Consider the following 26,236-nt stretch of genomic DNA (forward strand, 5'->3'; position numbering starts at 1 on the left):
GGTGGTGGGTCGTACCGTTGAGTGGTGCGTCCCATCACGAGTATTGAGCGGTCCGTGGCGCCCTTCGAGGTCGTCAGCCCCTTCCAGCCGAACGGAGACCAACCGGCGGCGATCGCCGAACTGGAGCGGCGGATCAGGGGAGGGGAGAAGGACGTCGTGCTGCTCGGTGCCACCGGCACCGGCAAGTCGGCCACCACGGCCTGGATGATCGAGAAGCTCCAGCGGCCCACCCTGGTGATGGCGCCGAACAAGACGCTGGCCGCCCAGCTGGCCAACGAGTTCCGCGAGCTGCTGCCGAACAACGCGGTCGAGTACTTCGTCTCGTACTACGACTACTACCAGCCCGAGGCGTACGTCCCGCAGACGGACACCTACATCGAGAAGGACTCCTCGATCAACGAGGAGGTCGAGCGGCTGCGGCATTCGGCGACCAACTCGCTGCTCACCCGCCGGGACGTGGTCGTGGTCGCCTCGGTCTCCTGCATCTACGGCCTCGGCACCCCGCAGGAGTACGTGGACCGCATGGTGCGGCTGAAGGTCGGTCAGGAGATCGACCGTGACGACCTGCTGCGCCGCTTCGTCGACATCCAGTACGCCCGCAACGACGTGGCCTTCACCCGCGGCACCTTCCGGGTCCGCGGGGACACCATCGAGATCTTCCCGGTCTACGAGGAGCTGGCCGTCCGGATCGAGATGTTCGGCGACGAGATCGAGGCGCTGTACACCCTGCACCCGCTCACCGGCGAGATCATCAGCCAGGACGCCTCCCTCCACGTCTTCCCCGCCTCGCACTACGTGGCCGGTCCCGAGCGCATGGAGCGCGCGATCAACGGCATCGAGGCGGAGCTGACGCGGACCCTCGCCAAGCTGGAGAAGCAGGGCAAGCTGCTGGAGGCCCAGCGGCTGCGGATGCGCACCACGTACGACATCGAGATGCTGCGCCAGATCGGCACCTGCTCGGGCGTCGAGAACTACTCGATGCACTTCGACGGCCGCGAGCCCGGCTCCCCGCCGAACACCCTGCTCGACTACTTCCCGGAGGACTTCCTCCTGGTCATCGACGAGTCGCACGTCACCGTCCCGCAGATCGGCGCGATGTACGAGGGCGACGCCTCGCGCAAGCGCACCCTGGTCGAGCACGGCTTCCGGCTGCCCTCCGCGATGGACAACCGCCCGCTGAAGTGGGAGGAGTTCCTGGAGCGGATCGGCCAGACCGTCTACCTCTCGGCGACGCCGGGCCCGTACGAGCTGTCGCGCGGCGACGGCCAGGTCGAGCAGATCATCCGCCCGACCGGCCTGATCGACCCCGAGGTGATCGTCAAGCCGACCGAGGGCCAGATCGACGACCTGGTGCACGAGGTCCGCAAGCGGGTCGAGCGGGACGAGCGCGTCCTGGTCACCACGCTGACCAAGAAGATGGCCGAGGACCTCACCGACTACATGCTCGGCCTGGACATCCGGGTCCGGTACCTGCACAGCGACGTCGACACCCTGCGCCGGGTGGAGCTGCTGCGCGAGCTGCGGGCGGGCCGGTTCGACGTGCTGGTCGGCATCAACCTGCTGCGCGAGGGCCTGGACCTGCCCGAGGTGTCGCTGGTGGCGATCCTGGACGCGGACAAGGAGGGCTTCCTGCGCTCCGGCACCTCGCTGATCCAGACGATCGGCCGCGCGGCCCGCAACGTCTCCGGTCAGGTCCACATGTACGCGGACAAGATCACCCCCGCGATGGAGAAGGCCATCGACGAGACCAACCGCCGCCGGGCCGTGCAGCAGGCCTACAACAAGAAGCACGGGATCGACCCGCAGCCGCTGCGCAAGAAGATCGGCGACATCCTGGACACCCTCGCCCGCGAGGACGTCGACACCGATGAGCTGCTCTCCACCGGCTACCGCAACCAGGGCAAGGGCAAGGCCCCGGTGCCGGCGCTGGGCGCGGAGCGCAAGCCGGGCAAGTCCCGGCCGGCCGCCGAGCTGGCGGACCTGATCCAGGAGATGACCGACCGGATGCACACGGCCGCCGCCGACCTCCAGTTCGAGGTCGCGGCCCGGCTGCGCGACGAGGTCAAGGAGCTGAAGAGGGAACTGCGGCAGATGCGCGAGGCCGGTGTGGCGTAGGCACACCGGAGGGGAGCCTCCGCGCGGTGAACGGTCTTGGCCGGAATGGCACCGGTCAAGACCACAGGTGTCTCAGCCTTGCCACAAACGGGGAAACCCGGGGGAGGGCGGGGTGCCGCAGGCCCTAGGCTGGCCTGCGGCACCGTGCCCTCGGGACGGGATGGCGGGCCGTACGCAGAGGGGGCCTCAGCCGGGGGACGGCGACGGGGTGTTCCACCGTGGAGCCGCGCGGGTGTGACCGCGCGGCCGGCAGAGAGGACAACGTCGTGTCGGTGAACCTGGCCAAGGGCCAGAAGGTCAGCCTCCAGAAGGGGCAGGGCGGCGCCCTGACCGTGGTGCGGATGGCCCTGGGCTGGCAGGCGGCCCCCAAGCGCGGGCTGTTCGGCAGCCGCACCCGGAAGATCGACCTGGACGCCTCGGCGCTGCTGTACGCCGAGAAGACCCCGTCCGACGTGGTGTTCTTCTCGCACCTGGAGAGCAACGACGGCTCCGTTCGGCACACCGGGGACAACCTGGAGGGCGGCTCGGGGGCCGAGGACGACGAGGCGATCCTGGTCGACCTCGTGCACGTGCCGGTGAACATCACCCAGGTGGTGTTCACGGTGAGCTCGTACACCGGGCAGACCTTCGCCGAGGTGCAGCGGGCGCACTGCCGGCTGGTGGACGAGACCACGGGGCTGGAGCTGGCCCGCTACGAGCTGGCGGGCGGCGGGCCGCACACCGGGCAGATCATGGCCAAGGTGGTCCGGGGCGGCAACGGCGGCTGGGAGATGCAGGCGATCGGCGCACCGGCCAAGGGGCGCACCTTCCAGGACCTGCTGCCGGCGATCGAGCCGTTCCTCTGACGGTTCTTTACCTTCTTTACCTTTCTTTGCCCTTCCTGTTACTCTCGTTGGCAGCGGAGGGGAGTATTCCTCGACAGCCGACCCCGTCATCACGGGTGCCCGTCGTGGCACCCCGGGGCGCTGGCCCGATGGGCGGAAGAGACCTCCGGCAAGTGACGATGACTGTCTCGCCTACCTGCCGGAGGAGCAGTAGTGGACGTTTCCATGACCATGTGGGTTTCCACGATCCTGGTGCTGATCGCACTGATCGTGGCCGACTTCTTCATCGGAGGGCGCAAGCCGCACGAGGTCTCGATCAAGGAGGCCGGGATCTGGACGGCCGTCTGGGTCGCCCTCGCGGTGCTCTTCGGTGGCTTCCTCTGGTGGCACTCCGGCGGGGAGCCCGCCGGTGAGTTCTTCGCCGGCTACATCACCGAGAAGTCGCTCAGTGTCGACAACCTCTTCGTGTTCATCCTGATCATGGGCAAGTTCGCGGTGCCCAGGATCTACCAGCAGCGCGTGCTGATGTTCGGTGTGATCATCGCGCTGGTGCTCCGGGCGGTGTTCATCGCCGGCGGCGCCGCGCTGGTCTCCGAGTTCTCCTGGGTGTTCTTCGTCTTCGGCGGCTTCCTGATCTGGACGGCCTGGAAGCTGATCAAGGAGGCCCGCGCCGAGGAGGAGGGCGAGGAGGAGTTCGAGGAGAACCGCGTCCTCAAGTCGATCACCCGCCGCTTCCCGGCCACCGAGGACTACCGCGGCACCCGGCTGTTCGTCCGGGAGAACGGCCGCCGGCTGATCACCCCGATGCTGATCGTCATGCTGGCGATCGGCACCACCGACGTGCTGTTCGCGCTGGACTCGATCCCGGCGATCTTCGGTCTGACCCAGGACCCGTACATCGTCTTCACCGCCAACGCCTTCGCCCTGATGGGGCTGCGCCAGCTGTACTTCCTGATCGGCGGCCTGCTGAAGAAGCTGGTCCACCTGTCGTACGGCCTGTCGGTGATCCTCGGCTTCATCGGCGTGAAGCTGGTGCTGCACGCCGCCCACGAGGCCGGCGCGACGTGGGCCCCGGAGATCGGCATCCCGTTCTCGCTGGGCTTCATCGTGGTGGTGCTGGCGATCACCACCTTCACCAGCCTGCGGGCCTCGAAGAAGGCCGAGCGCGAGGAGCGCGAGGAGCGCGAGAAGCTCGAGGCCTGATCCGCTGGGAGCACGCCGGGGCCCCCGCGACCGCCACCGGTCGCGGGGGCCCCGGCCGTTCGGGCGGGGCGGGCTACCAGCCGCGCTCGCGCCACTCCTCGAGGTGCGGGCGCTCGGCCCCGAGGGTGGTGTCGTTGCCGTGGCCGGGGTAGACCCAGGCCTCGTCCGGCAGGACGTCGAAGATCTTCCCGGTGACGTCCCGGTAGAGGGACCTGAAGGCCTCCGGGTCCCCCCAGGTGTTGCCCACGCCGCCGGGGAACAGGCAGTCGCCGGTGAAGACGTGCGGGTGGCCCTGCGGGTCGTCGTAGACCAGCACGATCGCGCCGGGGGTGTGGCCGACCAGGTGCCGGACGGTCAGCTCCACGTCGCCGACCCGCAGCTTGTCGCCGTCGGCGAGCAGCAGCTCGGTGGGGACGTCGATGCCCTCGGCGTCGTGCTCGCCGGCGGCCGTCCGGGCACCGGTGGTGGCGACGACCTCGGCCAGCGCGCCCCAGTGGTCGTGGTGCCGGTGGGTGGTGACCACCGTCTCGAGGTCGTCCCCGACGGTCTCCAGCAGCACCGGCGCGTCGGCGGCCGCGTCGATCAGGAGCTGCTCGTCGGTGGCCCGGCAGCGCAGCAGGTAGGCGTTGTTGTCGTACGGGCCGACGGCCACCTTGGTGATGATCAGGTGGGCCAGTTCCCGCACGTCCGGCGCTCCGCCGACCTTGACCGCTCCGTGGTACGTCATCCGTTCGCTCCCTCTGCAGTGGCTCCTGGGATCATCCTCGCGCCGTCAGCCCATCGGGGGAAGCTGGGGGAGGGCGGTGTCGGGGGTGCGGCGCAGGCCGTCCCCGGCGGAGCGGCCGGAGAGCCAGGCGGTCAGCGCGCGGACCGGGCCCTCGACGGTCAGGGACACCTCGCCGGTGCCGATCACGGCGCGGTCCCCGGTGTCGTCCGAGACCAGCTCGACGGCGGACAGCCCGGCCTCCTCGGCCAGCCCCCCGGCGAGCTTGCGGAACTGGGCGACGGCGAAGGGCTCCGGCCAGTGCGCGGGGGTGTACCCGGCGTCCAGGTCGACGTGGTGGTACTCCAGCTCCACCACGCGCTTGGCCGGGATGTCGCAGGCCGGGAAGACGTAGCCGAAGCGGTGCCTGACCTGGGCGGCCCAGGCCTCGGGGCCCAGCAGCGCGGCGGCCTCGGCGAAGCGGGCGTGGGAGTCGCGCAGGTCGGCGAGCTGGACCTCCAGCGGCCGCGGCGCGTCGCGCTCGATGCCCTCGTCGCGGGCCTCGTGGCTGGCGTACTGGGGGATGTCGGTGCCGGTGCGGGCGCCGGTCAGCAGGTTGACCAGGGAGTCGGAGTTGCGGGCGAGGTGGGCCAGCACGTGGCCGCGGGTCCAGCCGGGCAGCGCGGAGGGTTCGGCGAGGGCCTCGGGCTTCAGTTCGGCCGCGGTGTGCAGCAGGTGCCGGGTGCTCTCCTCGACCTGGGCGAGGTGCCGGGCGGCGGAGGCGGCGGCGGACTGCGGGTCGGTCGGCTGCGGGTCGGTCATCGAATCTGCCTTCTGTGACGAGACGGCGCGTTGCCCAAGCGGGGCTTCGCTCGTTGACCAGGCGACGCTACCGCCGAATCGGGGCCCTGAGCAGGGGGTATTTCGGTCCGGGTGCGGACCGTCCCGGGGTGGCCATCACTCGTTCGGGTGGTCCCCGCTGGACAGAGTCGATATTCGAACGTCTGAGCTATAGGCTTGCTGCCGCATCCTGGAAGAAGTACCGATACACACCGCAAGCCGTCTCGCCCCGGAGAAAGGCGCCAGAAGCAGTGGCCGACCGCCTCATCGTCCGCGGTGCTCGTGAGCACAACCTCAAGAACGTCTCGCTCGACCTGCCCCGCGACTCCCTCATCGTCTTCACGGGCCTCTCCGGCTCCGGCAAGTCCTCGCTCGCCTTCGACACGATCTTCGCCGAGGGCCAGCGCCGCTACGTCGAGTCGCTGTCCTCCTACGCCCGTCAGTTCCTCGGGCAGATGGACAAGCCCGACGTGGACTTCATCGAAGGCCTCTCCCCGGCCGTCTCGATCGACCAGAAGTCCACCAACCGCAACCCCCGTTCGACCGTCGGCACCATCACCGAGGTCTACGACTACCTGCGTCTGCTGTTCGCCCGGATCGGCAAGCCGCACTGTCCGCACTGCGGCCGCCCGATCGCCAAGCAGTCGCCGCAGGCGATCGTCGACAAGGTGCTGGAGCTCGCCGAAGGCACCCGATTCCAGGTGCTGAGCCCGGTGGTGCGCGAGCGCAAGGGCGAGTTCGTCGACCTCTTCGCCGACCTCCAGTCCAAGGGCTACTCCCGCGCCCGCGTCGACGGCGAGACGATCCAGCTCGCCGAGCCGCCGAAGCTCAAGAAGCAGGAGAAGCACACCATCGAGGTGGTGATCGACCGCCTGACCGTCAAGGACAGCGCCAAGCGGCGGCTCACCGACTCGGTGGAGACGGCCCTGCGGCTGTCCGGCGGCATGGTCGTCCTCGACTTCGTCGACCTCCCCGAGGACGACCCGGAGCGCGAGCGGATGTACTCCGAGCACCTCTACTGCCCGTACGACGACGTGTCGTTCGAGGAGCTGGAGCCGCGCTCGTTCTCCTTCAACTCGCCCTTCGGCGCCTGCCCGGACTGCTCGGGCCTGGGCAACCGGATGGAGGTCGACCCGGAGCTGGTCGTGCCGGACGTCGAGCGCTCGCTCGACGAGGGCGCGATCCACCCGTGGTCGGCCGGGCACGCCAAGGAGTACTTCCAGCGCCTGATCGACGCGCTGGCCGAGGAGCTCGGCTTCCGCACCGACATCCCCTGGGCCGGGCTGCCCGCCCGGGCCAAGAAGGCGCTGCTGCACGGGCACAAGCACCAGGTGCAGGTCCGCTACCGCAACCGCTTCGGCCGGGAGCGCTCGTACAGCACCGGCTTCGAGGGCGCGATCCCGTTCATCCAGCGCCGGCACACCGAGGCGGAGAGCGACAGCAGCCGCGAGCGCTTCGAGGGCTACATGCGCGAGGTGCCCTGCCCGACGTGCCGGGGCACCAGGCTCAAGCCGGTGGTGCTCGCGGTCACCGTCCAGGACAAGTCGATCGCCGACGTCTCCTCGATGTCGATCAGCGACTGCTCCGAGTTCCTGGGCGCGATGAAGCTCAACGCCCGGGACAAGCAGATCGCCGAGCGGGTCCTCAAGGAGGTCAACGAGCGGCTGCGCTTCCTGGTCGACGTCGGCCTGGACTACCTCTCGCTGGACCGCGCGGCCGGCACCCTGTCCGGCGGCGAGGCCCAGCGCATCCGGCTGGCCACCCAGATCGGCTCCGGCCTGGTCGGCGTGCTGTACGTGCTGGACGAGCCGTCCATCGGCCTGCACCAGCGGGACAACCACCGGCTGATCGAGACGCTGGTGCGGCTGCGCGACATCGGCAACACCCTGATCGTCGTGGAGCACGACGAGGACACCATCAAGACCGCGGACTGGGTGGTCGACATCGGCCCGGGCGCCGGCGAGCACGGCGGCAAGGTGGTGCACTCCGGTTCGCTGAAGCAGCTGCTCACCAACAAGGAGTCGCTGACCGGCCAGTACCTCTCCGGCAAGCGGTCCATCCCGATCCCGGACGCCCGCCGCGAGCGGGACAAGAAGCGCCAGCTGACCGTCCACGGCGCCCGCGAGCACAACCTCAAGGACGTCACGGTCGGCTTCCCGCTCGGCACCTTCACGGCGATCACCGGCGTCTCCGGCTCCGGCAAGTCGACGCTGGTCAACGACATCCTGTACACCCACCTCGCCCGGGAGCTGAACGGCGCCCGCAGCGTGCCCGGCCGGCACACCCGGATCACCGGCACCGACCAGGTGGACAAGGTGGTGCACGTCGACCAGTCGCCGATCGGCCGTACCCCGCGCTCCAACCCGGCCACCTACACCGGGGTGTTCGACCACGTCCGCCGGCTCTTCGCGGAGACGCAGGAGGCCAAGGTCCGCGGCTACCTGCCCGGCCGGTTCTCCTTCAACGTCAAGGGCGGCCGCTGCGAGAACTGCTCGGGCGACGGCACCATCAAGATCGAGATGAACTTCCTGCCGGACGTCTACGTGCCGTGCGAGGTCTGCCACGGCGCCCGGTACAACCGGGAGACGCTGGAGGTCCACTACAAGGGCAGGTCCATCGCCGAGGTGCTGGACATGCCGATCGAGGAGGCGCTGGACTTCTTCGAGGCCGTCCCGGCGATCGCCCGGCACCTGCGGACGCTCAACGACGTCGGCCTCGGCTACGTCCGGCTCGGCCAGTCCGCGCCCACCCTGTCCGGCGGCGAGGCGCAGCGCGTCAAGCTCGCCTCGGAGCTCCAGAAGCGCTCCACCGGGCGGACGGTCTACGTGCTGGACGAGCCCACCACCGGCCTGCACTTCGAGGACATCAGCAAGCTGATCAAGGTGCTCAGCGGGCTGGTCGACAAGGGCAACACGGTGATCGTCATCGAGCACAACCTCGATGTGATCAAGACCGCCGACTGGGTCGTCGACATGGGCCCCGAAGGCGGCTCCGGCGGCGGCACGGTGGTCGCCGAGGGCACCCCGGAGCAGATCGCCGCCGTCCCCGAGAGCCACACCGGCAAGTTCCTGCGGGACATCCTGCCGGCCGGCTTCACGGACGCCCCGGCCGCCGCCCCGGCGAAGAAGGCGCCGCGCAAGCGCGCGGCCGCCGCGAAGAAGTAGCGCCGCCCGCCCGCCCCGCCGTTCCCGGTCACCCTGACAGTCAGGGGCGCCCCGGGAACGGCGGGGCGGGCGCCGCATAGACTTCCGTGGTCCCTCGCAGCAGCAGCAAACCGTAGGAGCGCACCGATGTCCGAGGCCCCCGAGACCAGCCCCGCCGCCTCCCGCCGCACCCTGCTCTGCGGGGCCGCGGCCGTCCTGGCGGCCGGCGGCACCGTGGCGGTCAGCGGATGCTCTTCCTCGTCCTCCTCCGACAAGGGCGCCCTCAAGGGCCCGGTCGACCTCGGCCCGGCCTCGGCCGTGCCGGAGGGCGGCGGCAAGGTCTACCGCGAGCAGAAGATCGTGGTGACCCAGCCCACCGCCGGCCAGTACAAGGCGTTCAACGCCCGGTGCACCCACGCCGGCTGCCTCGTGGACCAGGTGAAGAACGCCCAGATCCAGTGCCCCTGCCACGGCAGCCGCTTCGCCATCGCCGACGGCGCCGTGCAGGACGGACCGGCCTCCACCCCGCTGCCCGCCTACACCGTCACGGTCGAGGGCGGCAACCTCAAGGTGACCCCGAGCTGACCGAGTTGACCGAGTTGACCGCCTCACGACCGCCACGGTCCCCCCTGACGATCTCCGCCCCGCGGCCCCGGCCGCAGTCGGTACGGTGGACCCATGGCTGACCCGAGCACCTACCGCCCCGCGCCCGGTGCGATCCCGACGTCCCCCGGCGTCTACCGGTTCCGTGACGCCCACGGCCGGGTCATCTACGTCGGCAAGGCCAAGAGCCTGCGGCCGCGCCTGTCCTCCTACTTCCAGGACCTGGCCGGCCTCCACCCACGCACCGCGACCATGGTCACCACCGCCGCCTCGGTGGAGTGGACCGTGGTCGGCACCGAGGTCGAGGCGCTCCAGCTGGAGTACTCCTGGATCAAGGAGTTCGACCCGCGGTTCAACGTCAAGTACCGCGACGACAAGAGCTATCCGGAACTCGCCGTCACCCTCAACGAGGAGTACCCGCGGGTCCAGGTGATGCGCGGGGCGCACAAGAAGGGCGTGCGCTACTTCGGCCCGTACGGCCACGCCTGGGCGATCCGCGAGACGGTCGACCTGCTGCTGCGCGTCTTCCCCGTCCGCACCTGCTCCAACGGCGTTTTCAAGCGCGCCCGCCAGGTCGGCCGGCCCTGCCTCCTCGGCTATATCGGCAAGTGCGCCGCGCCCTGCGTCGGCAAGGTCTCGGCGGACGAACACCGGGCGCTGGCCGAGGACTTCTGCGACTTCATGGCCGGGCGCACCGGCAACTACCTGCGCCGGCTGGAAGAGCAGATGCGCGAGGCCGCCGCCGACCTGGAGTACGAGAAGGCGGCCCGGCTGCGGGACGACATCGGCGCCCTCAAGCGCGCGATGGAGAAGAACGCCATCGTGCTCGCCGACGCCACCGACGCCGACCTGCTGGCCGTCGCCGAGGACGAACTCGAAGCCGCCGTGCAGATCTTCCACGTCCGCGGCGGCCGGGTGCGCGGCCAGCGCGGCTGGGTCACCGACAAGGTCGAGGACGTCGACACCGCCGGCCTGGTCGAGCACGCCCTCCAGCAGCTCTACGGCGGCGGCGAGTCCGTCCCGCGCGAGGTGCTCGTCCCCGCCCTGCCCGACCCGGTGGAGCCGCTGCGCGACTGGCTCGGCGGCCTGCGCGGCAGCCAGGTCGACCTGCGGATCCCCCAGCGCGGCGACAAGAAGGACCTGATGGCCACCGTGCAGCGCAACGCCCAGCAGGCGCTCGCGCTGCACAAGACCAAGCGCGCCTCCGACCTCACCACCCGCAGCCGCGCCCTCCAGGAGATCGCCGACGCGCTGGAGCTGGACTCCGTCCCGCTGCGCATCGAGTGCTACGACATCTCCCACCTCCAGGGCGAGGACGTGGTCGCCTCCATGGTCGTCTTCGAGGACGGCCTGGCCCGCAAGAGCGAGTACCGGCGCTTCCAGATCAAGGGCTTCGAGGGCCAGGACGACGTCCGCTCCATGCACGAGGTGATCAGCCGGCGCTTCCGCCGCTACCTCCAGGAGCGCGAGCAGACCGGCGAGTGGGCCGTCCCCGAGCCCGGGGAGGGCCCCTTGGAGGACGACGGGCCCGAGGACGGCCCGCGCACCGAGGACGGCCGCCCCAAGCGCTTCGCCTACCCGCCCCAGCTGCTGGTCGTCGACGGCGGACAGCCGCAGGTCGCCGCCGCCAGACGTGCCCTGGACGAGCTCGGCATCGACGACGTCGCGCTGTGCGGCCTGGCCAAGCGCCTGGAGGAGGTCTGGCTGCCCGGCGAGGACGACCCGGTGGTGCTGCCCCGCTCCAGCGAGGGCCTCTACCTGCTCCAGCGGGTCCGCGACGAGGCGCACCGCTTCGCGATCAGCTATCAGCGCAACAAGCGTTCCAAGCGACTCACCGCCGGGGAACTGGACTCCGTCCCGGGCCTCGGCGAGACTCGCCGCCGGGCGCTGCTCAAGCACTTCGGTTCGCTGAAGAAGCTCAGGGCCGCCACCGTGGACGAGCTCTGCGAGGTACCCGGCATCGGACGCCGCACCGCGCAGACTGTTGCGGAGGCGTTGTCGTCCCGTACACCCGCCGCACCCGCGGTCAACACCGCGACCGGCGAGATCATCGAGGACGGGGTCGACGAGACTACCGAGCCGGTGGCAGCAGCACCCCAGACCGCACCATCCCAGGAGACGCCATGACGGCCGACGCCGCCCGTCAGCCGGTGTGCCCCGGCCCCGCCCGCCTGCCCGGGCCGGGGAAGGGCGGCCGAGCCGTACGCGTTCTCCCCAGCAGAAAGACCGAGAGCGGGGAACCGAAGTGACCGTGTCAGACGTGGCCGAGAACGCGCCGGAGCTGGTGATCATCTCCGGCATGTCCGGAGCCGGCCGCTCCACCGCCGCCAAGTGCCTGGAGGACCTCGGCTGGTTCGTGGTAGACAACCTGCCGCCGGCCCTGATCCCGACCATGGTCGACCTGGGCGCCCGTTCCCAGGGCAACGTCGCCCGGATCGGCGTGGTCGTGGACGTCCGCGGCCGGCAGTTCTTCGACGACCTGCTCACCTCGCTGGACGAGCTGGAGAAGCGCGGCGTCCGGCTCCGGGTCGTCTTCCTGGACTCCTCCGACGAGGCGCTGGTGCGCCGCTTCGAGAGCGTCCGCCGCCCGCACCCGCTGCAGGCCGACGGCCGGATCGTGGACGGCATCGCCCAGGAGCGCGACCTGCTGCGCGACCTGCGCGGCGAGGCCGACCTGGTGATCGACACCTCCAACCTCAACGTGCACCAGCTGCGCGCCAAGCTGGACGCCCAGTTCGCCGACCACGACGAGCCCGAGCTGCGCGCCACCGTGATGTCCTTCGGCTTCAAGTACGGCCTGCCCGTCGACGCCGACCTCGTGGTGGACTGCCGCTTCCTGCCCAACCCGCACTGGGTGCCCGAACTGCGGGCCCGCACCGGCACCGACGCGGACGTCGCCGACTACGTCTTCCAGCAGCCCGGAGCCAACGAGTTCCTGGACGGTTACGCCCAGCTGCTGCGCGTCATCACCGAGGGATACCGCCGCGAGGGGAAGCGCTACATGACGCTTGCCGTAGGCTGCACCGGTGGCAAGCACCGCAGCGTCGCCATGTCCGAGCGTCTGACCAAGCGTCTCATCGCCGACGGAGTCGAGACGGTGCTCGTTCACCGTGACATGGGACGGGAGTAACCGCCGCCTCCCTGCCGGGCCCGCCGGTGGAGTGGTCGGCGGGCCGAGGAACGCGAGGTGATTGTGGCGGGATACGTGCCCGGGCGGCAGCCGCAGAGCAGGACCGGTGACCGGGCGGGCAGCCCGGCCCGGCCCACGGCGCCGGGCCGCCCGCGCAGCAGTCCCGCCCGCGCCAATCCGGCGCCCAGGATCGCCGCGCTCGGCGGCGGCCAGGGCCTGTCCGCCTCGCTGTCCGCGCTGCGCCGGCTCACCACCGACCTCACCGCCGTGGTCACCGTCGCCGACGACGGCGGCTCCAGCGGCCGGCTGCGCGAGGAGCTCGGCGTGCTGCCCCCCGGCGACCTGCGCAAGGCGCTGGCCGCGCTGTGCGGGGACGACGACTGGGGCCGCACCTGGTCCGAGGTGATCCAGCAGCGCTTCACCGGCAACGGCGAGCTCGGCGGCCACGCCGTCGGCAACCTGCTGATCGTCGCGCTCTGGGAGAAGCTCGGCGACCCGGTGGCGGCACTGGACTGGGTCGGCCGGCTGCTCAACGTGCAGGGCCGGGTGCTGCCGATGTCGGCGGTGCCGCTGGACATCGAGGCGACCGTCCGCGGCCACGACCCGCGGTACCCCGCCGAGGTCACGGCGGTCCGCGGCCAGGCCGACGTCGCGGTGACCCCGGGCACCGTGCAGTCGATCCGGCTGCTGCCGGACGGGCCGCCCGCCGTCCCGGAGGCGGTCACCGCCGTCCGGGAGGCGGACTGGGTGGTGCTCGGCCCCGGCTCCTGGTTCACCAGCGTGCTGCCGCACCTGCTGGTGCCCGACCTGGCCAAGGCGCTCACCGAGACCCGCGCCCGCCGCCTGCTCACCCTGAACCTGGCCCCCCAGCCCGGCGAGACCGAGGGCTTCACCCCCCAGCGCCACCTGGAGGTCATCGCCGACCACGCTCCGGACCTCGTGGTGGATGCGATCCTGGTGGACGAGCGCGCCGTCACCGGCGGGGCCTTCGGCCAGGCCGACCTGGACGGCCTGGAGAAGGCCGCCGAGCGGATGGGCGCGGCTCTGGTGCTCGGCTCGGTGGCCCGTACCGACGGGACACCGCGACACGACCCCGAGCTGTTGGCGGCAGCGTACGACCGGATTTTCCGGACACATGGAAGGATCGGGCCATGGCGATGACTCCAGCGGTGAAGGACGAGATCAGCCGGCTCCCGGTCACCCGGGCCTGCTGTCGCAAGGCGGAGGTGTCGGCGATCCTGCGTTTCGCGGGCGGGCTGCACATCGTGAGCGGCCGCATCGTGATCGAGGCGGAGCTGGACACCGGAGCGGCGGCACGGCGGCTGCGCAAGGACCTGCTGGAGATCTTCGGGCACTCCTCGGACCTCGTGGTGATGGCCCCCGGCGGGCTGCGCCGCGGCAGCCGCTTCGTGGTCCGGGTGGTCAAGGACGGCGAGCTGCTCGCGCGCCAGACCGGGCTCGTGGACGGCCGCGGCCGCCCGATCCGGGGCCTGCCCCCGGCGGTCGTCTCCGGGGCCACCTGCGACGCCGAGGCGGCCTGGCGCGGGGCCTTCCTGGCGCACGGCTCGCTCACCGAGCCGGGCCGCTCCTCCTCGCTGGAGATCACCTGCCCCGGCTCCGAGGCCGCCCTCGCCCTGGTCGGCGCCGCCCGCCGGCTCGGCATCCCGGCCAAGGCCCGCGAGGTGCGCGGCGTGGACCGGGTGGTGATCCGCGACGGCGACGCGATCGGCGCCCTGCTGACCCGGCTCGGCGCGCACGAGTCGGTGCTCGCCTGGGAGGAGCGCCGGATGCGGCGCGAGGTGCGCGCCACCGCCAACCGGCTGGCCAACTTCGACGACGCCAACCTGCGCCGCTCGGCCCGCGCCGCGGTGGCGGCCGGCGCCCGGGTGGCCCGCGCGCTGGAGATCCTCGGCGACGAGGTGCCGGAGCACCTGGCCGCGGCCGGCCAGCTGCGGATGCAGCACAAGCAGGCCTCGCTGGAGGAGCTGGGCGCGCTCGCCGACCCGCCGCTGACCAAGGACGCGGTGGCCGGCCGGATCCGCCGGCTGCTGGCGATGGCCGACAAGCGGGCCTCCGAGCTCGGCCTGCCGAGCACCGAGGCGAGCCTCACCGACGAGATGGCGCTGAACTGACGTTCACGTTCCGTGACGAACACACGGCCGGCACCCCGCTCCCGGGGCGCCGGCCGTCGGCGTTCCGGGACCGCCGTCCGGCGGCTTCCAGGACGGGGCCGCGGAGGGCGTCCCGGACGGGTTTCCGGACCCGCCGGCACTCCCGAATTGGTAGAGACCACTGGCCCGGGACCAACTGCCCGGCGAAGCAAGGCCGGACGGCCTGAAATCGGGTTTCGGCCGCGCCACGCCCGGTCTCGGCAGGCGGTGCGATGTGCCGTGCGAGGCCCCGGAGGGGTAGGGTCGTAGGCGGTCGGGGACTTCCCAAATCTCACCCCCGCCGGGCCTCGCGCCCGGCGTACCTAACGAGGAGATCGGTTCGTGACGATCCGGGTAGGCATCAACGGCTTCGGCCGCATCGGCCGCAACTTCTTCCGCGCGGTCAAGGCCCAGGGCGCGGACATCGAGATCGTCGGTGTCAACGACCTCACCGACACGAAGACCCTGGCACACCTGCTCAAGTACGACACCACCCTGGGTACCTTCCCGGGCGAGGTCTCGCACACCGCGGACAGCATCACCGTCGACGGCCACACCTTCAAGGTGACCGCCGAGCGTGACCCCGCGAACCTCCCGTGGGCCGCCCTGGGCGCCGACATCGTCGTCGAGTCCACCGGTATCTTCACCAAGGCCGAGGCCGCGAAGAAGCACCTCGCCGCCGGCGCGAAGAAGGTCATCATCTCGGCGCCCGCCACCGACGAGGACGTCACCATCGTCCTGGGTGTCAACGACGAGAAGTACGACGCCGCCAACCACCACGTCATCTCCAACGCCTCCTGCACCACCAACTGCGTGGCGCCGATGGCGAAGGTGCTGAACGAGAGCTTCGGCATCGTCAAGGGTCTGATGACCACCGTCCACGCGTTCACCAACGACCAGGTCACCCTGGACTTCCCGCACAAGGACCTGCGCCGTGCTCGTGCGGCCTCGCAGAACATCATCCCGACGTCGACCGGTGCCGCCAAGGCGACCGCCCTGGTCCTGCCGGAGCTGAAGGGCAAGCTGGACGGCACCTCGCTGCGCGTCCCGGTCCCGACCGGCTCCATCACGGACCTGGTCGTCACCCTGGAGCGCGAGGTCACCAAGGACGAGGTCAACGCGGCCTTCCAGAAGGCCGCGCAGGAGGGCCCGCTCAAGGGCATCCTGGCCTACACCGAGGACCCGATCGTCTCCTCGGACATCGTGAACGACCCGGCCTCCTGCATCTTCGACTCCAGCCTCACCATGGTCCAGGGCAACCAGGTCAAGGTGCTCGGCTGGTACGACAACGAGTGGGGCTACTCGAACCGCGTCGTCGACCTGGTCGCCCTCGTCGGCGGGCAGCTCTGACCTTGCGGGAGCTGACGTGATGTAGGGGCGAGGGCCCGGACGGCGTACGGTGCCGACCGGGCCCTCGTTCCGCGCTCAAGGACTTCTCAGGCGGCCCCTGCGCCGTGCCGCCTCACTGCGCATCAACCATCTCCCCAGGAGAAACCGAATCCCCGTGAAGACCATCGAAGAGCTCATCGAAGCCGGCGTCGAAGGCAAGCGCGTCTTCGTGCGCGCCGACCTGAACGTGCCGCTGGAGGGTGACAAGATCACCGACGACGGCCGGATCCGCGCCGTCGCGCCGACCATCGCCAAGCTGGCCGAGGCCGGCGCGAAGGTCGTCGTCGCCTCGCACCTCGGCCGCCCCAAGGGCGAGCCGGACCCGAAGTTCTCGCTCGCCCCGGCGGCCAAGCGCCTCGGCGAGATCCTCGGCAAGGACGTCGCCTTCGCCGGCGACACCGTCGGCGACAGCGCGAAGGCCGTCGTGGCCGCGCTGGTGAACGGCGAGGTCGCGCTGCTGGAGAACCTGCGCTTCAACGCCGGCGAGACCAGCAAGGACGACGCCGAGCGCGGCGCCTTCGCCGACCGGCTGGCCGCGCTGGCCGACCTGTACGTGGGCGACGGCTTCGGCGCCGTGCACCGCAAGCACGCCTCGGTCTTCGACCTGCCGGCCCGCCTGCCGCACGCCGCGGGCGACCTGATCGCCACCGAGGTCGGCGTGCTGAAGAAGCTCACCGAGGACGTGGCCCGCCCGTACGTGGTGGTGCTCGGCGGCGCCAAGGTCTCCGACAAGCTCGGTGTGATCGACAACCTGCTGAAGAAGGCCGACCGGATCCTGATCGGCGGCGGCATGGCGTACACCTTCCTCAAGGCCAAGGGCCACGAGGTCGGCATCTCGCTGCTGCAGGAGGACCAGATCCCGACCGTCCTCGGCTACCTGGCCGAGGCCGAGAAGCGCGGCGTCGAGTTCGTGCTGCCGGTGGACGTCCTGGTCTCCGCCGACTTCCCGGACCTCAAGACCAAGGCCCCGGCGAACCCCTCGACCGTCGACTCGGACAAGATCCCGGCCGACGAGGAGGGCCTGGACATCGGCCCGAAGACCCGCGAGCTGTACGCGGCCAAGCTGGCCGACGCGGGCACCGTGTTCTGGAACGGTCCGATGGGCGTCTTCGAGCACCCGGACTACGCGAACGGCACCAAGGCCGTCGCCCAGGCCCTGATCGACAGCAACGCGTTCACCGTGGTCGGCGGCGGCGACTCCGCCGCGGCCGTCCGCATCCTGGGCTTCGACGAGACGAAGTTCGGGCACATCTCGACCGGCGGCGGCGCCAGCCTCGAGTACCTGGAGGGCAAGACCCTCCCCGGTCTCGCCGCTCTGGAGGACTGAAACACATGACCGACCGTCTCCCGCTGATGGCGGGCAACTGGAAGATGAACCTCAACCACCTTGAGGCCATCCAGCACACCCAGAAGCTGGCCTTCGCGCTGGCCGACAAGGACTACGAGGCCGTCGAGGTCGCCGTCCTGGTGCCGTTCACCGACCTGCGCTCGGTGCAGACCCTGGTCGACGGCGACAAGCTGAAGATCAAGTACGGCTCGCAGGACATCTCGCAGCACGACGGCGGGGCCTACACCGGCGAGGTCTCCGGCCCGATGCTGGCCAAGCTCAAGTGCACCTACGCGGTGATCGGCCACTCCGAGCGCCGCCAGTACCACGGCGAGAACGAGGAGATCGTCAACGCCAAGGTGAAGGCCGCCTACCGCGCCGGGATCACCCCGATCCTGTGCGTCGGCGAGCCGCTGGAGATCCGCAAGGCCGGCACCCACGTCGAGTACACCCTGGCGCAGCTGGACGGCGGCCTGGCCGACGTCCCGGCCCACCAGGCCGAGTCGATCGTGGTCGCCTACGAGCCGGTCTGGGCGATCGGCACCGGCGAGGTGGCCACCCCGGAGGACGCGCAGGAGGTCTGCGCCGCCATCCGCAAGCGGATCGCCGAGCTGTACGACGCCGAGCTGGCCGACAAGGTCCGGGTGCTGTACGGCGGTTCGGTGAAGTCGTCGAGCGCGGCCGGTCTGATGGCCAAGCCCGACATCGACGGCGGCCTGGTCGGCGGTGCCTCGCTGGACGCCGACGAGTTCGTCAAGATCGTGCGCTACCGTGAGCAGGCAGTAGGCTAACGCCGCCGCAGCAACGTAGGCTTTGGGGCCGGACCGCCGTACGCGGCCCGGCCCCTTCGCCGAAGATACGAGAGAGTTGGTCCCGTCGTGGTTCTCGGGTTCTCGATTGCCCTGATCATCTTCAGTCTGCTGATGATCCTGCTGGTGCTGCTGCACAAGGGGAAGGGCGGCGGCCTGTCCGACATGTTCGGCGGTGGCGCGATGTCCACCGGCGGCGGCTCGGCGGTGGCCGAGCGCAACCTGGACCGCATCACCATCGTGGTCGGCTCGGGATGGTTCGCGAGCATCATCATCCTGGGCCTGGTGCTGAAGTACCAGAGCTGACGTATCCCTGACGCCCCGTCTCCCGAGCGCCTATCCTGGGACGGTCGGGTGCGGAGGCGATGGTGGCGGATGCTTAACTCCTGCTTACACTAGGACGACTTTCGCCACCGACGCGCACCGCGGCGGGTCGGCGCACCAGTACGCAGGGAGTCAGACCGTGGCAAGTGGCAATGCCATCCGTGGCAGCAGGGTCGGGGCCGGCCCGATGGGCGAGGCGGAACGCGGCGAGTCCGCCCCGCGCAACCGGATCTCCTTCTGGTGCGCGAACAAGCACGAGACCCGTCCCAGCTTCGCCGCCGAAGCGGCGATCCCGGAGACCTGGGACTGCCCGCGCTGCGGCTTCCCCGCGGGGCAGGACCAGCACAACCCGCCGGCGCCCTCGCGCAACGAGCCGTACAAGACCCACCTCGCCTACGTCCGTGAGCGGCGCACCGACGCCGACGGCGAGGCGATCCTGGCGGAGGCGCTCGCGAAGCTCCGCGGCGAGATCTGAGCGGAACGGCTCCGGCCCGGACAACGGCAACAGCACGAAGGGCGCCACCGTCGAACGACGGTGGCGCCCTTCGGCGTTGCCGGATCCGGTTACGCGGAGGCCGGCGGGTAGAGCTGCGGCGGGATCCGCTCCGCGGCGGCGCGGTCCAGCAGCCACAGGGTGCGGCTGCGGCCGTACGCGCCGGAGGCGGGCGCCTGGAGCTCGCCGGGGCCGGACAGGGCCAGCGCGACCGCGCCCGCCTTGTCCTCGCCGGCGGCCAGCAGCCAGACCTCGCGGGCGGTGCGGATCGCCGGGAGGGTGAGCGAGATGCGCACCGGCGGGGGCTTGGGGGCCCCGCGAACGCCGACCACGGTCAGCTCGGTCTCCCGTACGCCCGGGTGCTCGGGGAAGAGCGAGGCGACGTGGGTGTCCGGGCCGACGCCGAGCAGCAGCACGTCGAAGGCCGGGACGCCGAGCCGGTCGCCCGGCCCGGCCGCCTTCGCCAGCTCCTCGGCGTAGCGGGCGGCGGCGGCCTCCACGTCCGAGCCGTCCACCCCGTCCGAGGCGGGCATCTCGTGCACCCGCGCCGGGTCGAGCGGGACGGCGTCCAGCAGCTCGGCGCGGGCCTGGACGGCGTTGCGCTCCGGGTCGGCGGCGGGCAGGAAGCGCTCGTCGCCCCACCAGAGGTCCAGCCGGCCCCAGTCGACCGCGTCGCGCGCCGGGGAGGCGGCGATCGCGGCCAGCAGGGCGTTGCCGTTGCGACCGCCGGTGAGCACCACCGAGGCGCTGCCGCGGGCGGCCTGGGCGTCCACGATCCGGGTGATCAGCCGGGCCGCGGCCGCCTGGGCCATCAGCTCCTTGTCCCGGTGGACGACCAGCTGCGGGGTCGCGTTGGTCATGCGCCTTCCTTGGTGGTGCGCTTGCCGGCGGCCTTGCGCGCGGGCTTGCGCTCCGCCGCCTCGGCGGTCACCCGCTCCGGGTTGGCCACGGCGGCCTCGGCGGCCTCCTCGACGGCGACCTCGGCCTCCTCGGCGAGCTCGCGGGCGACCTTCTCGGCCGCCTCGGTCTCGGCGTTGGCCGGTTCCTGCAGCCGCTCGACGGGCGTGCGCACGGCCGTCGCGTAGATGTCGTCCGGGTCCAGTCGGCGCAGCTCCTCGGCGATCAGCTCCGAGGTCTCGCGCCGCTTGAGCGCCACCTGGCGGTCCGGCGAGCCGGGCATGGACAGCGTGCCCAGCAGGCCGTCCGGGCGGTCCAGGGTGATGTCCCCGTCCTTGGTGCGCAGGTGCACCGCGGTGATGCCGGGGCCGTTGGTGACGACCCGCTCGACCGGCACGTGCAGCCGGTTGGCCAGCCAGAGGCCGAGCAGCTCGACGCTGGGGTTGTAGGACTCGCCCTCGACGACCGCGGAGACGATCGTGGACGGCCGCTGGTCCAGCGCGGCGGCGAGCATCGAGCGCCAGCCGGTGATCCGGGTCCAGGCCAGGTCGGTGTCGCCCGGGGTGTAGCTCTGGGCGCGCTGGGCGAGCTGGCCGACCGGGGACTCCGCGGTGACGGCGTCGGTGATCCGGCGCTGGGCGATCGAGCCCAGCGGGTCCTGCGCCGGGTGGTGCGGCGCGTTGTCCGGCCACCAGACGACGGTCGGGGCGTCCGGCAGCAGCAGCGGCAGGACCACCGACTGGGCGTGCGAGGCGAGTTCGCCGTGCATCCGCAGGACGACCGTCTCGCCGGAACCGGCGTCCGAGCCGACCAGGATCTCGGCGTCCAGCCGGGTCTCGGCCCGCGCCCGGGGCGAGCGCCCGGCGCGCTTGATCACCGCGAGGGTGCGCATCGGGTGCTCGCGGGAGGCGTCGTTGGCGGCCTTGAGGGCGTCGTAGGCGCTGCCCTCGTCGGTCACTATCACCAGGGTGAGCACCATGCCGGCGGCGCCGGAGCCGCGGGCCCGGCGCGCCTCCATCAGCGCGGCGTTGATCTTGCTGGACGTCGTGTTGGTGAGGTCGATCTTCATGGCCGGCGCCAGCTCCTGCCGTCTCGTGCGAGCATCTCGTCCGCCTCGACGGGGCCCCAGGTCCCCGCCGCGTACTGGGCGGGCTTGCCGTGGCTGTCCCAGTACTTCTCGATCGGGTCGAGGATCTGCCAGGAGAGCTCGACCTCCTGGTGGCGCGGGAACAGGTTGGCGTCGCCGAGCAGCACGTCGAGGATGAGCCGCTCGTACGCCTCCGGGCTGGACTCCGTGAAGGACTCGCCGTAGGCGAAGTCCATCGTGACGTCCCGGACCTCGAAGGAGGTGCCCGGCACCTTGGAGCCGAACCGCACCGTCACGCCCTCGTCCGGCTGGACCCGGATGACCAGGGCGTTCTGCCCCAGCTCCTCGGTCGCGTAGGAGTCGAAGGGCAGGTACGGGGCGCGCTGGAAGACGACCGCGATCTCGGTGACCCGGCGGCCCAGGCGCTTGCCGGTCCGCAGGTAGAACGGGACGCCCGCCCAGCGGCGGTTGTTGATCTCCAGCTTGATGGCCGCGTAGGTGTCGGTCTTGGACTCGGGGTCGATCCCGTCCTCGTCCAGGTAGCCGACGACCTCCTCGCCGCCCTGCCAGCCCGAGGCGTACTGGCCGCGCACGGTGTGCCGGCCGAGGTCGGCCGGGAGCTTGACGGCGCTGAGCACCTTGAGCTTCTCGGCCACCAGCGCCTTCGGGTGGAAGGAGGCGGGCTCCTCGATGGCGGTGAGCGCCATCAGCTGGAGCAGGTGGTTCTGGATGACGTCACGGGCGGAGCCGATGCCGTCGTAGTAGCCGGCCCGGCCGCCGATGCCGATGTCCTCGGCCATGGTGATCTGCACGTGGTCGACGTACGACCGGTTCCAGATCGGCTCGAACATCTGGTTGGCGAAGCGCAGCGCCAGGATGTTCTGGACCGTCTCCTTGCCCAGGTAGTGGTCGATCCGGAAGACCTCGTCCCGGGGGAAGACCTCGTGGACGACCTTGTTGAGCTCCTGGGCGCTCTCCAGGTCGTGGCCGAAGGGCTTCTCGATGACCGCGCGGCGCCAGGAGCCCTGCGGCGGGTCGGCCAGGCCGTGCTTCTTGAGCTGCTGGACGACGGTCGGGAAGAACTTCGGCGGGACGGACAGGTAGAAGGCGAAGTTGCCGCCGGTGCCCTGGGCCTTGTCCAGCTCCTCGATGGTCTCGCGCAGTTTGTCGAAGGCGTCGTCGTCGTCGAACGTCCCGTGGACGAAGCGCATGCCCTTGGCGAGCTGCTGCCAGACCTCCTCCCGGAACGGGGTGCGGGCGTGGTCCCGGACGGCGTCGTGGACCTCCTTTGCGAAGTCCTCGTCGTCCCACTCGCGGCGGGCGAAGCCGACGAGGGAGAAGCCCGGCGGAAGCAGACCGCGGTTGGCCAGGTCGTAGATGGCCGGCATCAGCTTCTTGCGGGACAGGTCGCCGGTGACCCCGAAGATGACCAGACCGGACGGCCCCGCGATGCGCGGGAGCCGCCGGTCGGAGGGGTCACGAAGCGGGTTGACGGCCGCGGGCGGGAGATCGTCCACGTCCGATTCCGGTGTCAACTCGGGGAAATCAGTGCTCACTTGATGGGCTCCGCTTTCGTGCGCTGGCTGTGAGCAGGGGTCACTTCTCGTCGGCGAAGGAGGCGAGCGAGGCGGTGACGGTGTCGAGCAGTTCCTTCCAGGACTGCTCGAACTTCTCGACGCCCTCGTCCTCCAGGAGCTGCACGACGTCGTCGTAGTCCACGCCGGCGGCGGCGATCGCGTCCAGCACGGCCTTGGCGTCGGCGTAGTTGGGGACGATGGTGTTGCCGGTGACCACGCCGTGGTCGGCGGTGGCGTCCAGGGTGGCCTCGGGCATCGTGTTGACGGTGCCGGGGGCGACCAGCTCGGTGACGTACAGGGTGTCCGGCAGGGCCGGGTCCTTGACACCGGTGGAGGCCCACAGCGGACGCTGCGGCTTGGCGCCGGCGGCCTCCAGGGCGGCCCAGCGGGCGTTGCCGGCGGTCTTGCCGTCGACGCTGCCGAAGACCTCCTCGTACGCCTGGTACGCGAGGCGGGCGTTGGCCAGCGCGGCCTTGGAACGCAGGTTCCTGGCCTCGCCGCCGATCTTGTCCAGGCGCTTGTCGATCTCGGTGTCCACGCGGGAGACGAAGAAGGAGGCGACCGACTCGATCTGGGAGAGGTCCAGGCCCTTGGCCTTGGCGGCCTCCAGACCGGTCAGGTAGGCGTCGATGACGGCCTTGTAGCGCTCCAGCGAGAAGATCAGCGTGACGTTGACGCTGATGCCCTTGCCGATGACCTCGGCGATCGCGGGCAGGCCGGCCTTGGTGGCGGGGATCTTGATGAAGACGTTCGGGCGGTCGACCAGCCACCACAGCTGCTTGGCCTCGGCCACGGTGGTGGCGGTCTCGTGCGCCAGGCGGGGGTCGACCTCGATGGAGACCCGGCCGTCGCGGCCGTTGGAGGCGTCGTAGACGGGGCGCAGCACGTCGGCCGCGTCGCGCACGTCCGAGGTGGTGATCATGCGGATCGCCTCGTCGGTGGTGACCTTGCGGACGGCGAGGTCGCGCAGCTGGCCGTCGTAGGAGTCGTCGCCGGAGCCGGCGATGGCCTTCTGGAAGATGGTCGGGTTGGTGGTCACGCCCACCACGTGCTTGTTCTGCACCAGTTCGGCCAGGTTGCCGGAGTTCAGCCGCTTGCGGCTGAGGTCGTCCAGCCAGATCGCAACGCCTTCGTCGCTGAGGCGCTTCAGTGCGTCAGTCATGGTGCTTCAGTCCCTTGTTCTTCGTGCTTCGTGGGGTGGTCGGAGGGGGCCGCGTGCCCGCGTGCGGGCGGGCACGCGGCCCGGAGCCGCTAGCGGTTGACGGCCTCGAGGGAGCGCAGGGCGTTGTGGGCCTCGGCCACCACGCGCTCGGCGGTGATGCCGAACTCCTCGAACAGCACCTTGTAGTCGGCGGAGGCGCCGAAGTGCTCCAGCGACACGATCCGGCCGTGGTCGCCGACCAGCTCGCGCCAGCCCTGGGCGATGCCGGCCTCGACCGACACCCGGGCCTTGACCGACGGCGGCAGCACGCTGTCGCGGTAGGCCTGGTCCTGCTCCTGGAACCACTCGAACGACGGCATCGAGACCACCCGGGTGCCGATGCCCTCGGCCTCCAGCACCTCACGGGCCTGGACGGCCAGCTGGACCTCGGAGCCGGTGCCGAGCAGGATCACCTGCGGGTCCCCGGTGGAGGCCTCGGCCAGGATGTAGCCGCCCTTCGCGGTGCCCTCGGCGGAGCCGAAGACCTCGCGGTCGAAGGTCGGCACGCCCTGGCGGGTCAGCGCCAGGCCGACCGGGCCGGGGTGGCTGGTCTGGCGCTCGATGACGGTGCGCCACGCGACGGCGGTCTCGTTGGCGTCGGCCGGGCGGACCATGGCCAGGCCCGGGATGGCGCGCAGCGCGGCCAGGTGCTCGACCGGCTGGTGGGTCGGGCCGTCCTCGCCGAGGCCGATCGAGTCGTGCGTCCAGACGTAGGTGACCGGCAGCTTCATCAGCGCGGCCAGGCGGACGGCCGGGCGCATGTAGTCGGCGAAGACCAGGAAGGTGCCGCCGTACACGCGGGTCTTCCCGTGCAGGGCGATGCCGTTCATGGTCGAGCCCATGGCGTGCTCGCGGATGCCGAAGTGGATCGTCCGGCCGTACGGGCTCGCCGACTTCAGCGGGTTGCCCTCGGGGAGGAAGGAGCTGTCCTCGTCGATGGTGGTGAGGTTGGACTCGGCGAGGTCGGCCGAGCCGCCCCACAGCTCCGGGATCACCGCGCCGAGGGCCTTGAGGGTGTCGCCGGAGGCCTTGCGGGTGGCGACGTCCTTGCCGGCGGGGAAGGTCGGGACGGTCTTCTTCCAGCCCTCGGGCAGCTCGCCGGCCTGGATGCGGTCGAACTCGGCGGCGCGCTGCGGGTGGGCGGCGCGCCAGGCGTCGAAGCCCTGCTGCCACTGGTCGCGGGCGGCCTTGCCGCGCTTGATGACCTGGCGGGCGTGCTCGATGACCTGGTCGCTGACCTCGAAGGTCTTCTCCGGGTCGAAGCCCAGGACCTTCTTGGTGGCGGCGATCTCGGCGGCGCCGAGCGCGGAGCCGTGCGCCTTGGCGGTGTTCTGGGCGTCCGGGGCCGGCCAGGCGATGATGGTGCGCATCGCGATCATCGAGGGGCGGGACGTCTCGGCCTTGGCCGCGGCCAGCGCCTCGGCGAGGGCGGCCGTGTCGATGTCGCCGTTGGCCTTCGGGGTGACCCGCTGGACGTGCCAGCCGTACGCCTCGTAGCGCTTGAGGACGTCCTCGGAGAAGGCGGTGTCGGTGTCGCCCTCGATCGAGATGTGGTTGTCGTCGTAGAGGGCGACCAGGTTGCCCAGCTTCTGGTGGCCGGCCAGCGACGAGGCCTCGGCGGAGATGCCCTCCTCCAGGTCGCCGTCGGAGACGATGGCCCAGACGGTGTGGTCGAACGGGGACTCGCCGGCCGGGGCCTCGGGGTCGAACAGGCCGCGCTCGTAGCGGGCGGCCATCGCCATGCCGACCGCGTTGGCGATGCCCTGGCCGAGCGGGCCGGTGGTGGTCTCCACGCCGGCCGTGTGGCCGTGCTCGGGGTGGCCGGGGGTGCGGCTGCCCGCGACGCGGAAGGCCTTGAGGTCGTCCAGCTCCAGGCCGTAGCCGGAGAAGTAGAGCTGGGTGTAGAGCGTCAGGCTGGTGTGCCCGGGGGAGAGGACGAAGCGGTCGCGCCCGACCCACGACGGGTCGGTCGGGTCGTGGCGCAGGAACCGCTGGAAGATCAGGTACGCGGCCGGGGCCAGCGACATGGCCGTCCCGGGGTGCCCGTTGCCGACCTTCTGGACGGCGTCCATGGCCAGGACCCGTGCGGTGTCGACCGTGCGGTCGTCCAGATCGGTCCACTCGAATGCGTTCGTCGGCGCAGTGCTCACCCTGTCTCAGGGCTCCTTCCGTTGTGAAGAGTGACCCCGTGAATGGGGACCGGGTCGGCCACGGCGCTGTGGTCCCGACGTTGGGTGGTGCCGGTCACGGAGGGTAGATCCCGCTTCTGCGTGCGAGCCTACCGTCCGGGTCACGGCTCACCCTCCGTGCTGGGACAACCGGCAATTCCGCACGCAGATTCCCACTGGGACGGTCGGACTGGATTTGTCCCAGACTCTCCCGATTCGCGGCCTCGCGCCGCTCCGGTGGTCAGGACGGGCG

At 71.0% G+C, this 26,236-nt stretch carries 21 protein-coding genes; 14 read left to right on the top strand and 7 right to left on the bottom strand.

The annotated features are described in order from the left end of the window. Positions 1-24: 24 nt before the first annotated feature. The 3 genes from uvrB to ACIQ87_RS13110 all read left to right on the top strand — a co-directional run bounded on the left by uvrB (position 25) and on the right by ACIQ87_RS13110 (position 4,142). Complete coding sequence (gene uvrB / locus ACIQ87_RS13100) at positions 25-2,115, top strand: excinuclease ABC subunit UvrB (protein WP_402405532.1); 2,091 nt, start codon at positions 25-27, stop codon at positions 2,113-2,115. Positions 2,116-2,381: 266 nt separating this feature from the next. Continuing rightward, positions 2,382-2,960, top strand: coding sequence for a TerD family protein (locus ACIQ87_RS13105; protein WP_402405534.1), 579 nt, complete (start codon positions 2,382-2,384; stop codon positions 2,958-2,960). Between the two features lie 192 nt (positions 2,961-3,152). After that, entirely contained in the window at positions 3,153-4,142 is a 990-nt protein-coding gene (locus ACIQ87_RS13110) for a TerC family protein (RefSeq protein WP_402405536.1), read from the top strand. A 73-nt stretch (positions 4,143-4,215) separates the two neighbouring features. On the opposite strand, the gene ACIQ87_RS13115 is transcribed toward ACIQ87_RS13110, so the two are convergent. Both ACIQ87_RS13115 and ACIQ87_RS13120 read right to left on the bottom strand, forming a co-directional pair. Next, entirely contained in the window at positions 4,216-4,869 is a 654-nt protein-coding gene (locus ACIQ87_RS13115) for an MBL fold metallo-hydrolase (protein WP_402405538.1), read from the bottom strand. A 45-nt stretch (positions 4,870-4,914) separates the two neighbouring features. Then, positions 4,915-5,667, bottom strand: coding sequence for a maleylpyruvate isomerase family mycothiol-dependent enzyme (locus tag ACIQ87_RS13120; protein WP_402405540.1), 753 nt, complete (start codon positions 5,665-5,667; stop codon positions 4,915-4,917). A 269-nt stretch (positions 5,668-5,936) separates the two neighbouring features. Here ACIQ87_RS13120 and uvrA point away from each other — a divergent pair, with 269 nt between their 5' ends. From uvrA to ACIQ87_RS13175, 11 genes are all read left to right on the top strand, one after another. Beyond that, the gene (gene uvrA, locus ACIQ87_RS13125; protein WP_402405542.1) at positions 5,937-8,849 is read left to right on the top strand and encodes an excinuclease ABC subunit UvrA; all 2,913 of its coding nucleotides are present in this window, start codon (positions 5,937-5,939) and stop codon (positions 8,847-8,849) included. A 126-nt stretch (positions 8,850-8,975) separates the two neighbouring features. Beyond that, on the top strand, positions 8,976-9,413 hold the full coding sequence (locus ACIQ87_RS13130) for a Rieske (2Fe-2S) protein (protein WP_402405544.1): 438 nt from the start codon (positions 8,976-8,978) through the stop codon (positions 9,411-9,413). A gap of 93 nt (positions 9,414-9,506) precedes the next feature. After that, positions 9,507-11,558, top strand: coding sequence for an excinuclease ABC subunit UvrC (gene uvrC / locus ACIQ87_RS13135; RefSeq protein ID WP_402405546.1), 2,052 nt, complete (start codon positions 9,507-9,509; stop codon positions 11,556-11,558). 118 nt (positions 11,559-11,676) lie between these two features. Continuing rightward, complete coding sequence (gene rapZ / locus ACIQ87_RS13140) at positions 11,677-12,561, top strand: RNase adapter RapZ (RefSeq protein ID WP_380455137.1); 885 nt, start codon at positions 11,677-11,679, stop codon at positions 12,559-12,561. A 63-nt stretch (positions 12,562-12,624) separates the two neighbouring features. Next, entirely contained in the window at positions 12,625-13,722 is a 1,098-nt protein-coding gene (gene yvcK / locus ACIQ87_RS13145; RefSeq protein WP_402405799.1) for a uridine diphosphate-N-acetylglucosamine-binding protein YvcK, read from the top strand. Next, entirely contained in the window at positions 13,713-14,693 is a 981-nt protein-coding gene (gene whiA, locus ACIQ87_RS13150; protein WP_360340925.1) for a DNA-binding protein WhiA, read from the top strand. Before yvcK ends, whiA begins: the two co-directional genes overlap by 10 nt. Positions 14,694-15,053: 360 nt before the next feature. Further along, positions 15,054-16,061, top strand: a complete 1,008-nt coding sequence (gap, locus tag ACIQ87_RS13155; RefSeq protein WP_392878528.1) for a type I glyceraldehyde-3-phosphate dehydrogenase — start codon at positions 15,054-15,056, stop codon at positions 16,059-16,061. A gap of 154 nt (positions 16,062-16,215) precedes the next feature. Beyond that, positions 16,216-17,427, top strand: a complete 1,212-nt coding sequence (locus ACIQ87_RS13160) for a phosphoglycerate kinase (RefSeq protein WP_402405548.1) — start codon at positions 16,216-16,218, stop codon at positions 17,425-17,427. A gap of 5 nt (positions 17,428-17,432) precedes the next feature. Then, positions 17,433-18,218 (top strand): triose-phosphate isomerase, encoded by a 786-nt coding sequence (gene tpiA, locus ACIQ87_RS13165; RefSeq protein ID WP_402405549.1) that lies wholly within the window; start codon positions 17,433-17,435, stop codon positions 18,216-18,218. A gap of 87 nt (positions 18,219-18,305) precedes the next feature. After that, positions 18,306-18,542, top strand: coding sequence for a preprotein translocase subunit SecG (gene secG, locus ACIQ87_RS13170; RefSeq protein WP_402405551.1), 237 nt, complete (start codon positions 18,306-18,308; stop codon positions 18,540-18,542). Between the two features lie 205 nt (positions 18,543-18,747). After that, a complete protein-coding gene (locus ACIQ87_RS13175) occupies positions 18,748-19,035 on the top strand; it encodes an RNA polymerase-binding protein RbpA (protein ID WP_223245297.1) in 288 nt (95 codons plus the stop codon). Between the two features lie 89 nt (positions 19,036-19,124). Here the strand turns inward: ACIQ87_RS13175 and pgl are convergent, their stop codons facing one another. From pgl to tkt, 5 genes are all read right to left on the bottom strand, one after another. Beyond that, positions 19,125-19,913, bottom strand: a complete 789-nt coding sequence (gene pgl, locus ACIQ87_RS13180) for a 6-phosphogluconolactonase (RefSeq protein ID WP_402405552.1) — start codon at positions 19,911-19,913, stop codon at positions 19,125-19,127. Then, positions 19,910-21,019, bottom strand: a complete 1,110-nt coding sequence (gene opcA, locus ACIQ87_RS13185) for a glucose-6-phosphate dehydrogenase assembly protein OpcA (protein WP_402405553.1) — start codon at positions 21,017-21,019, stop codon at positions 19,910-19,912. Before opcA ends, pgl begins: the two co-directional genes overlap by 4 nt. After that, positions 21,016-22,554 carry a glucose-6-phosphate dehydrogenase gene (gene zwf, locus ACIQ87_RS13190; RefSeq protein ID WP_402405801.1) on the bottom strand — a complete coding sequence of 513 codons (1,539 nt, stop codon included), beginning with the start codon at positions 22,552-22,554 and terminating at the stop codon, positions 21,016-21,018. Before zwf ends, opcA begins: the two co-directional genes overlap by 4 nt. Before the next feature lie 79 nt (positions 22,555-22,633). Further along, positions 22,634-23,776 carry a transaldolase gene (gene tal / locus ACIQ87_RS13195; RefSeq protein WP_402405554.1) on the bottom strand — a complete coding sequence of 381 codons (1,143 nt, stop codon included), beginning with the start codon at positions 23,774-23,776 and terminating at the stop codon, positions 22,634-22,636. 89 nt (positions 23,777-23,865) lie between these two features. After that, positions 23,866-25,965, bottom strand: coding sequence for a transketolase (gene tkt / locus ACIQ87_RS13200; protein WP_402405556.1), 2,100 nt, complete (start codon positions 25,963-25,965; stop codon positions 23,866-23,868). Between the last annotated feature and the right edge of the window lie 271 nt (positions 25,966-26,236).

This window comes from Kitasatospora sp. NPDC096204 (genome assembly GCF_044763205.1).
Classification (GTDB): Bacteria; Actinomycetota; Actinomycetes; order Streptomycetales; family Streptomycetaceae; genus Kitasatospora.

What these genes read in the sequence shown, in the direction of transcription:
- ACIQ87_RS13115 (WP_402405538.1), bottom strand. Translation starts at nt 4,869, where the DNA reads ATGACGTACCACGGAGCGGTCAAGGTCGGCGGAGCGCCGGACGTGCGG.
- ACIQ87_RS13120 (WP_402405540.1), bottom strand. Translation starts at nt 5,667, where the DNA reads ATGACCGACCCGCAGCCGACCGACCCGCAGTCCGCCGCCGCCTCCGCC.
- ACIQ87_RS13130 (WP_402405544.1), top strand. Translation starts at nt 8,976, where the DNA reads ATGTCCGAGGCCCCCGAGACCAGCCCCGCCGCCTCCCGCCGCACCCTG.
- uvrC (WP_402405546.1), top strand. Translation starts at nt 9,507, where the DNA reads ATGGCTGACCCGAGCACCTACCGCCCCGCGCCCGGTGCGATCCCGACG.
- whiA (WP_360340925.1), top strand. Translation starts at nt 13,713, where the DNA reads ATGGCGATGACTCCAGCGGTGAAGGACGAGATCAGCCGGCTCCCGGTC.
- tpiA (WP_402405549.1), top strand. Translation starts at nt 17,433, where the DNA reads ATGACCGACCGTCTCCCGCTGATGGCGGGCAACTGGAAGATGAACCTC.
- ACIQ87_RS13175 (WP_223245297.1), top strand. Translation starts at nt 18,748, where the DNA reads ATGGGCGAGGCGGAACGCGGCGAGTCCGCCCCGCGCAACCGGATCTCC.
- pgl (WP_402405552.1), bottom strand. Translation starts at nt 19,913, where the DNA reads ATGACCAACGCGACCCCGCAGCTGGTCGTCCACCGGGACAAGGAGCTG.
- opcA (WP_402405553.1), bottom strand. Translation starts at nt 21,019, where the DNA reads ATGAAGATCGACCTCACCAACACGACGTCCAGCAAGATCAACGCCGCG.
- tal (WP_402405554.1), bottom strand. Translation starts at nt 23,776, where the DNA reads ATGACTGACGCACTGAAGCGCCTCAGCGACGAAGGCGTTGCGATCTGG.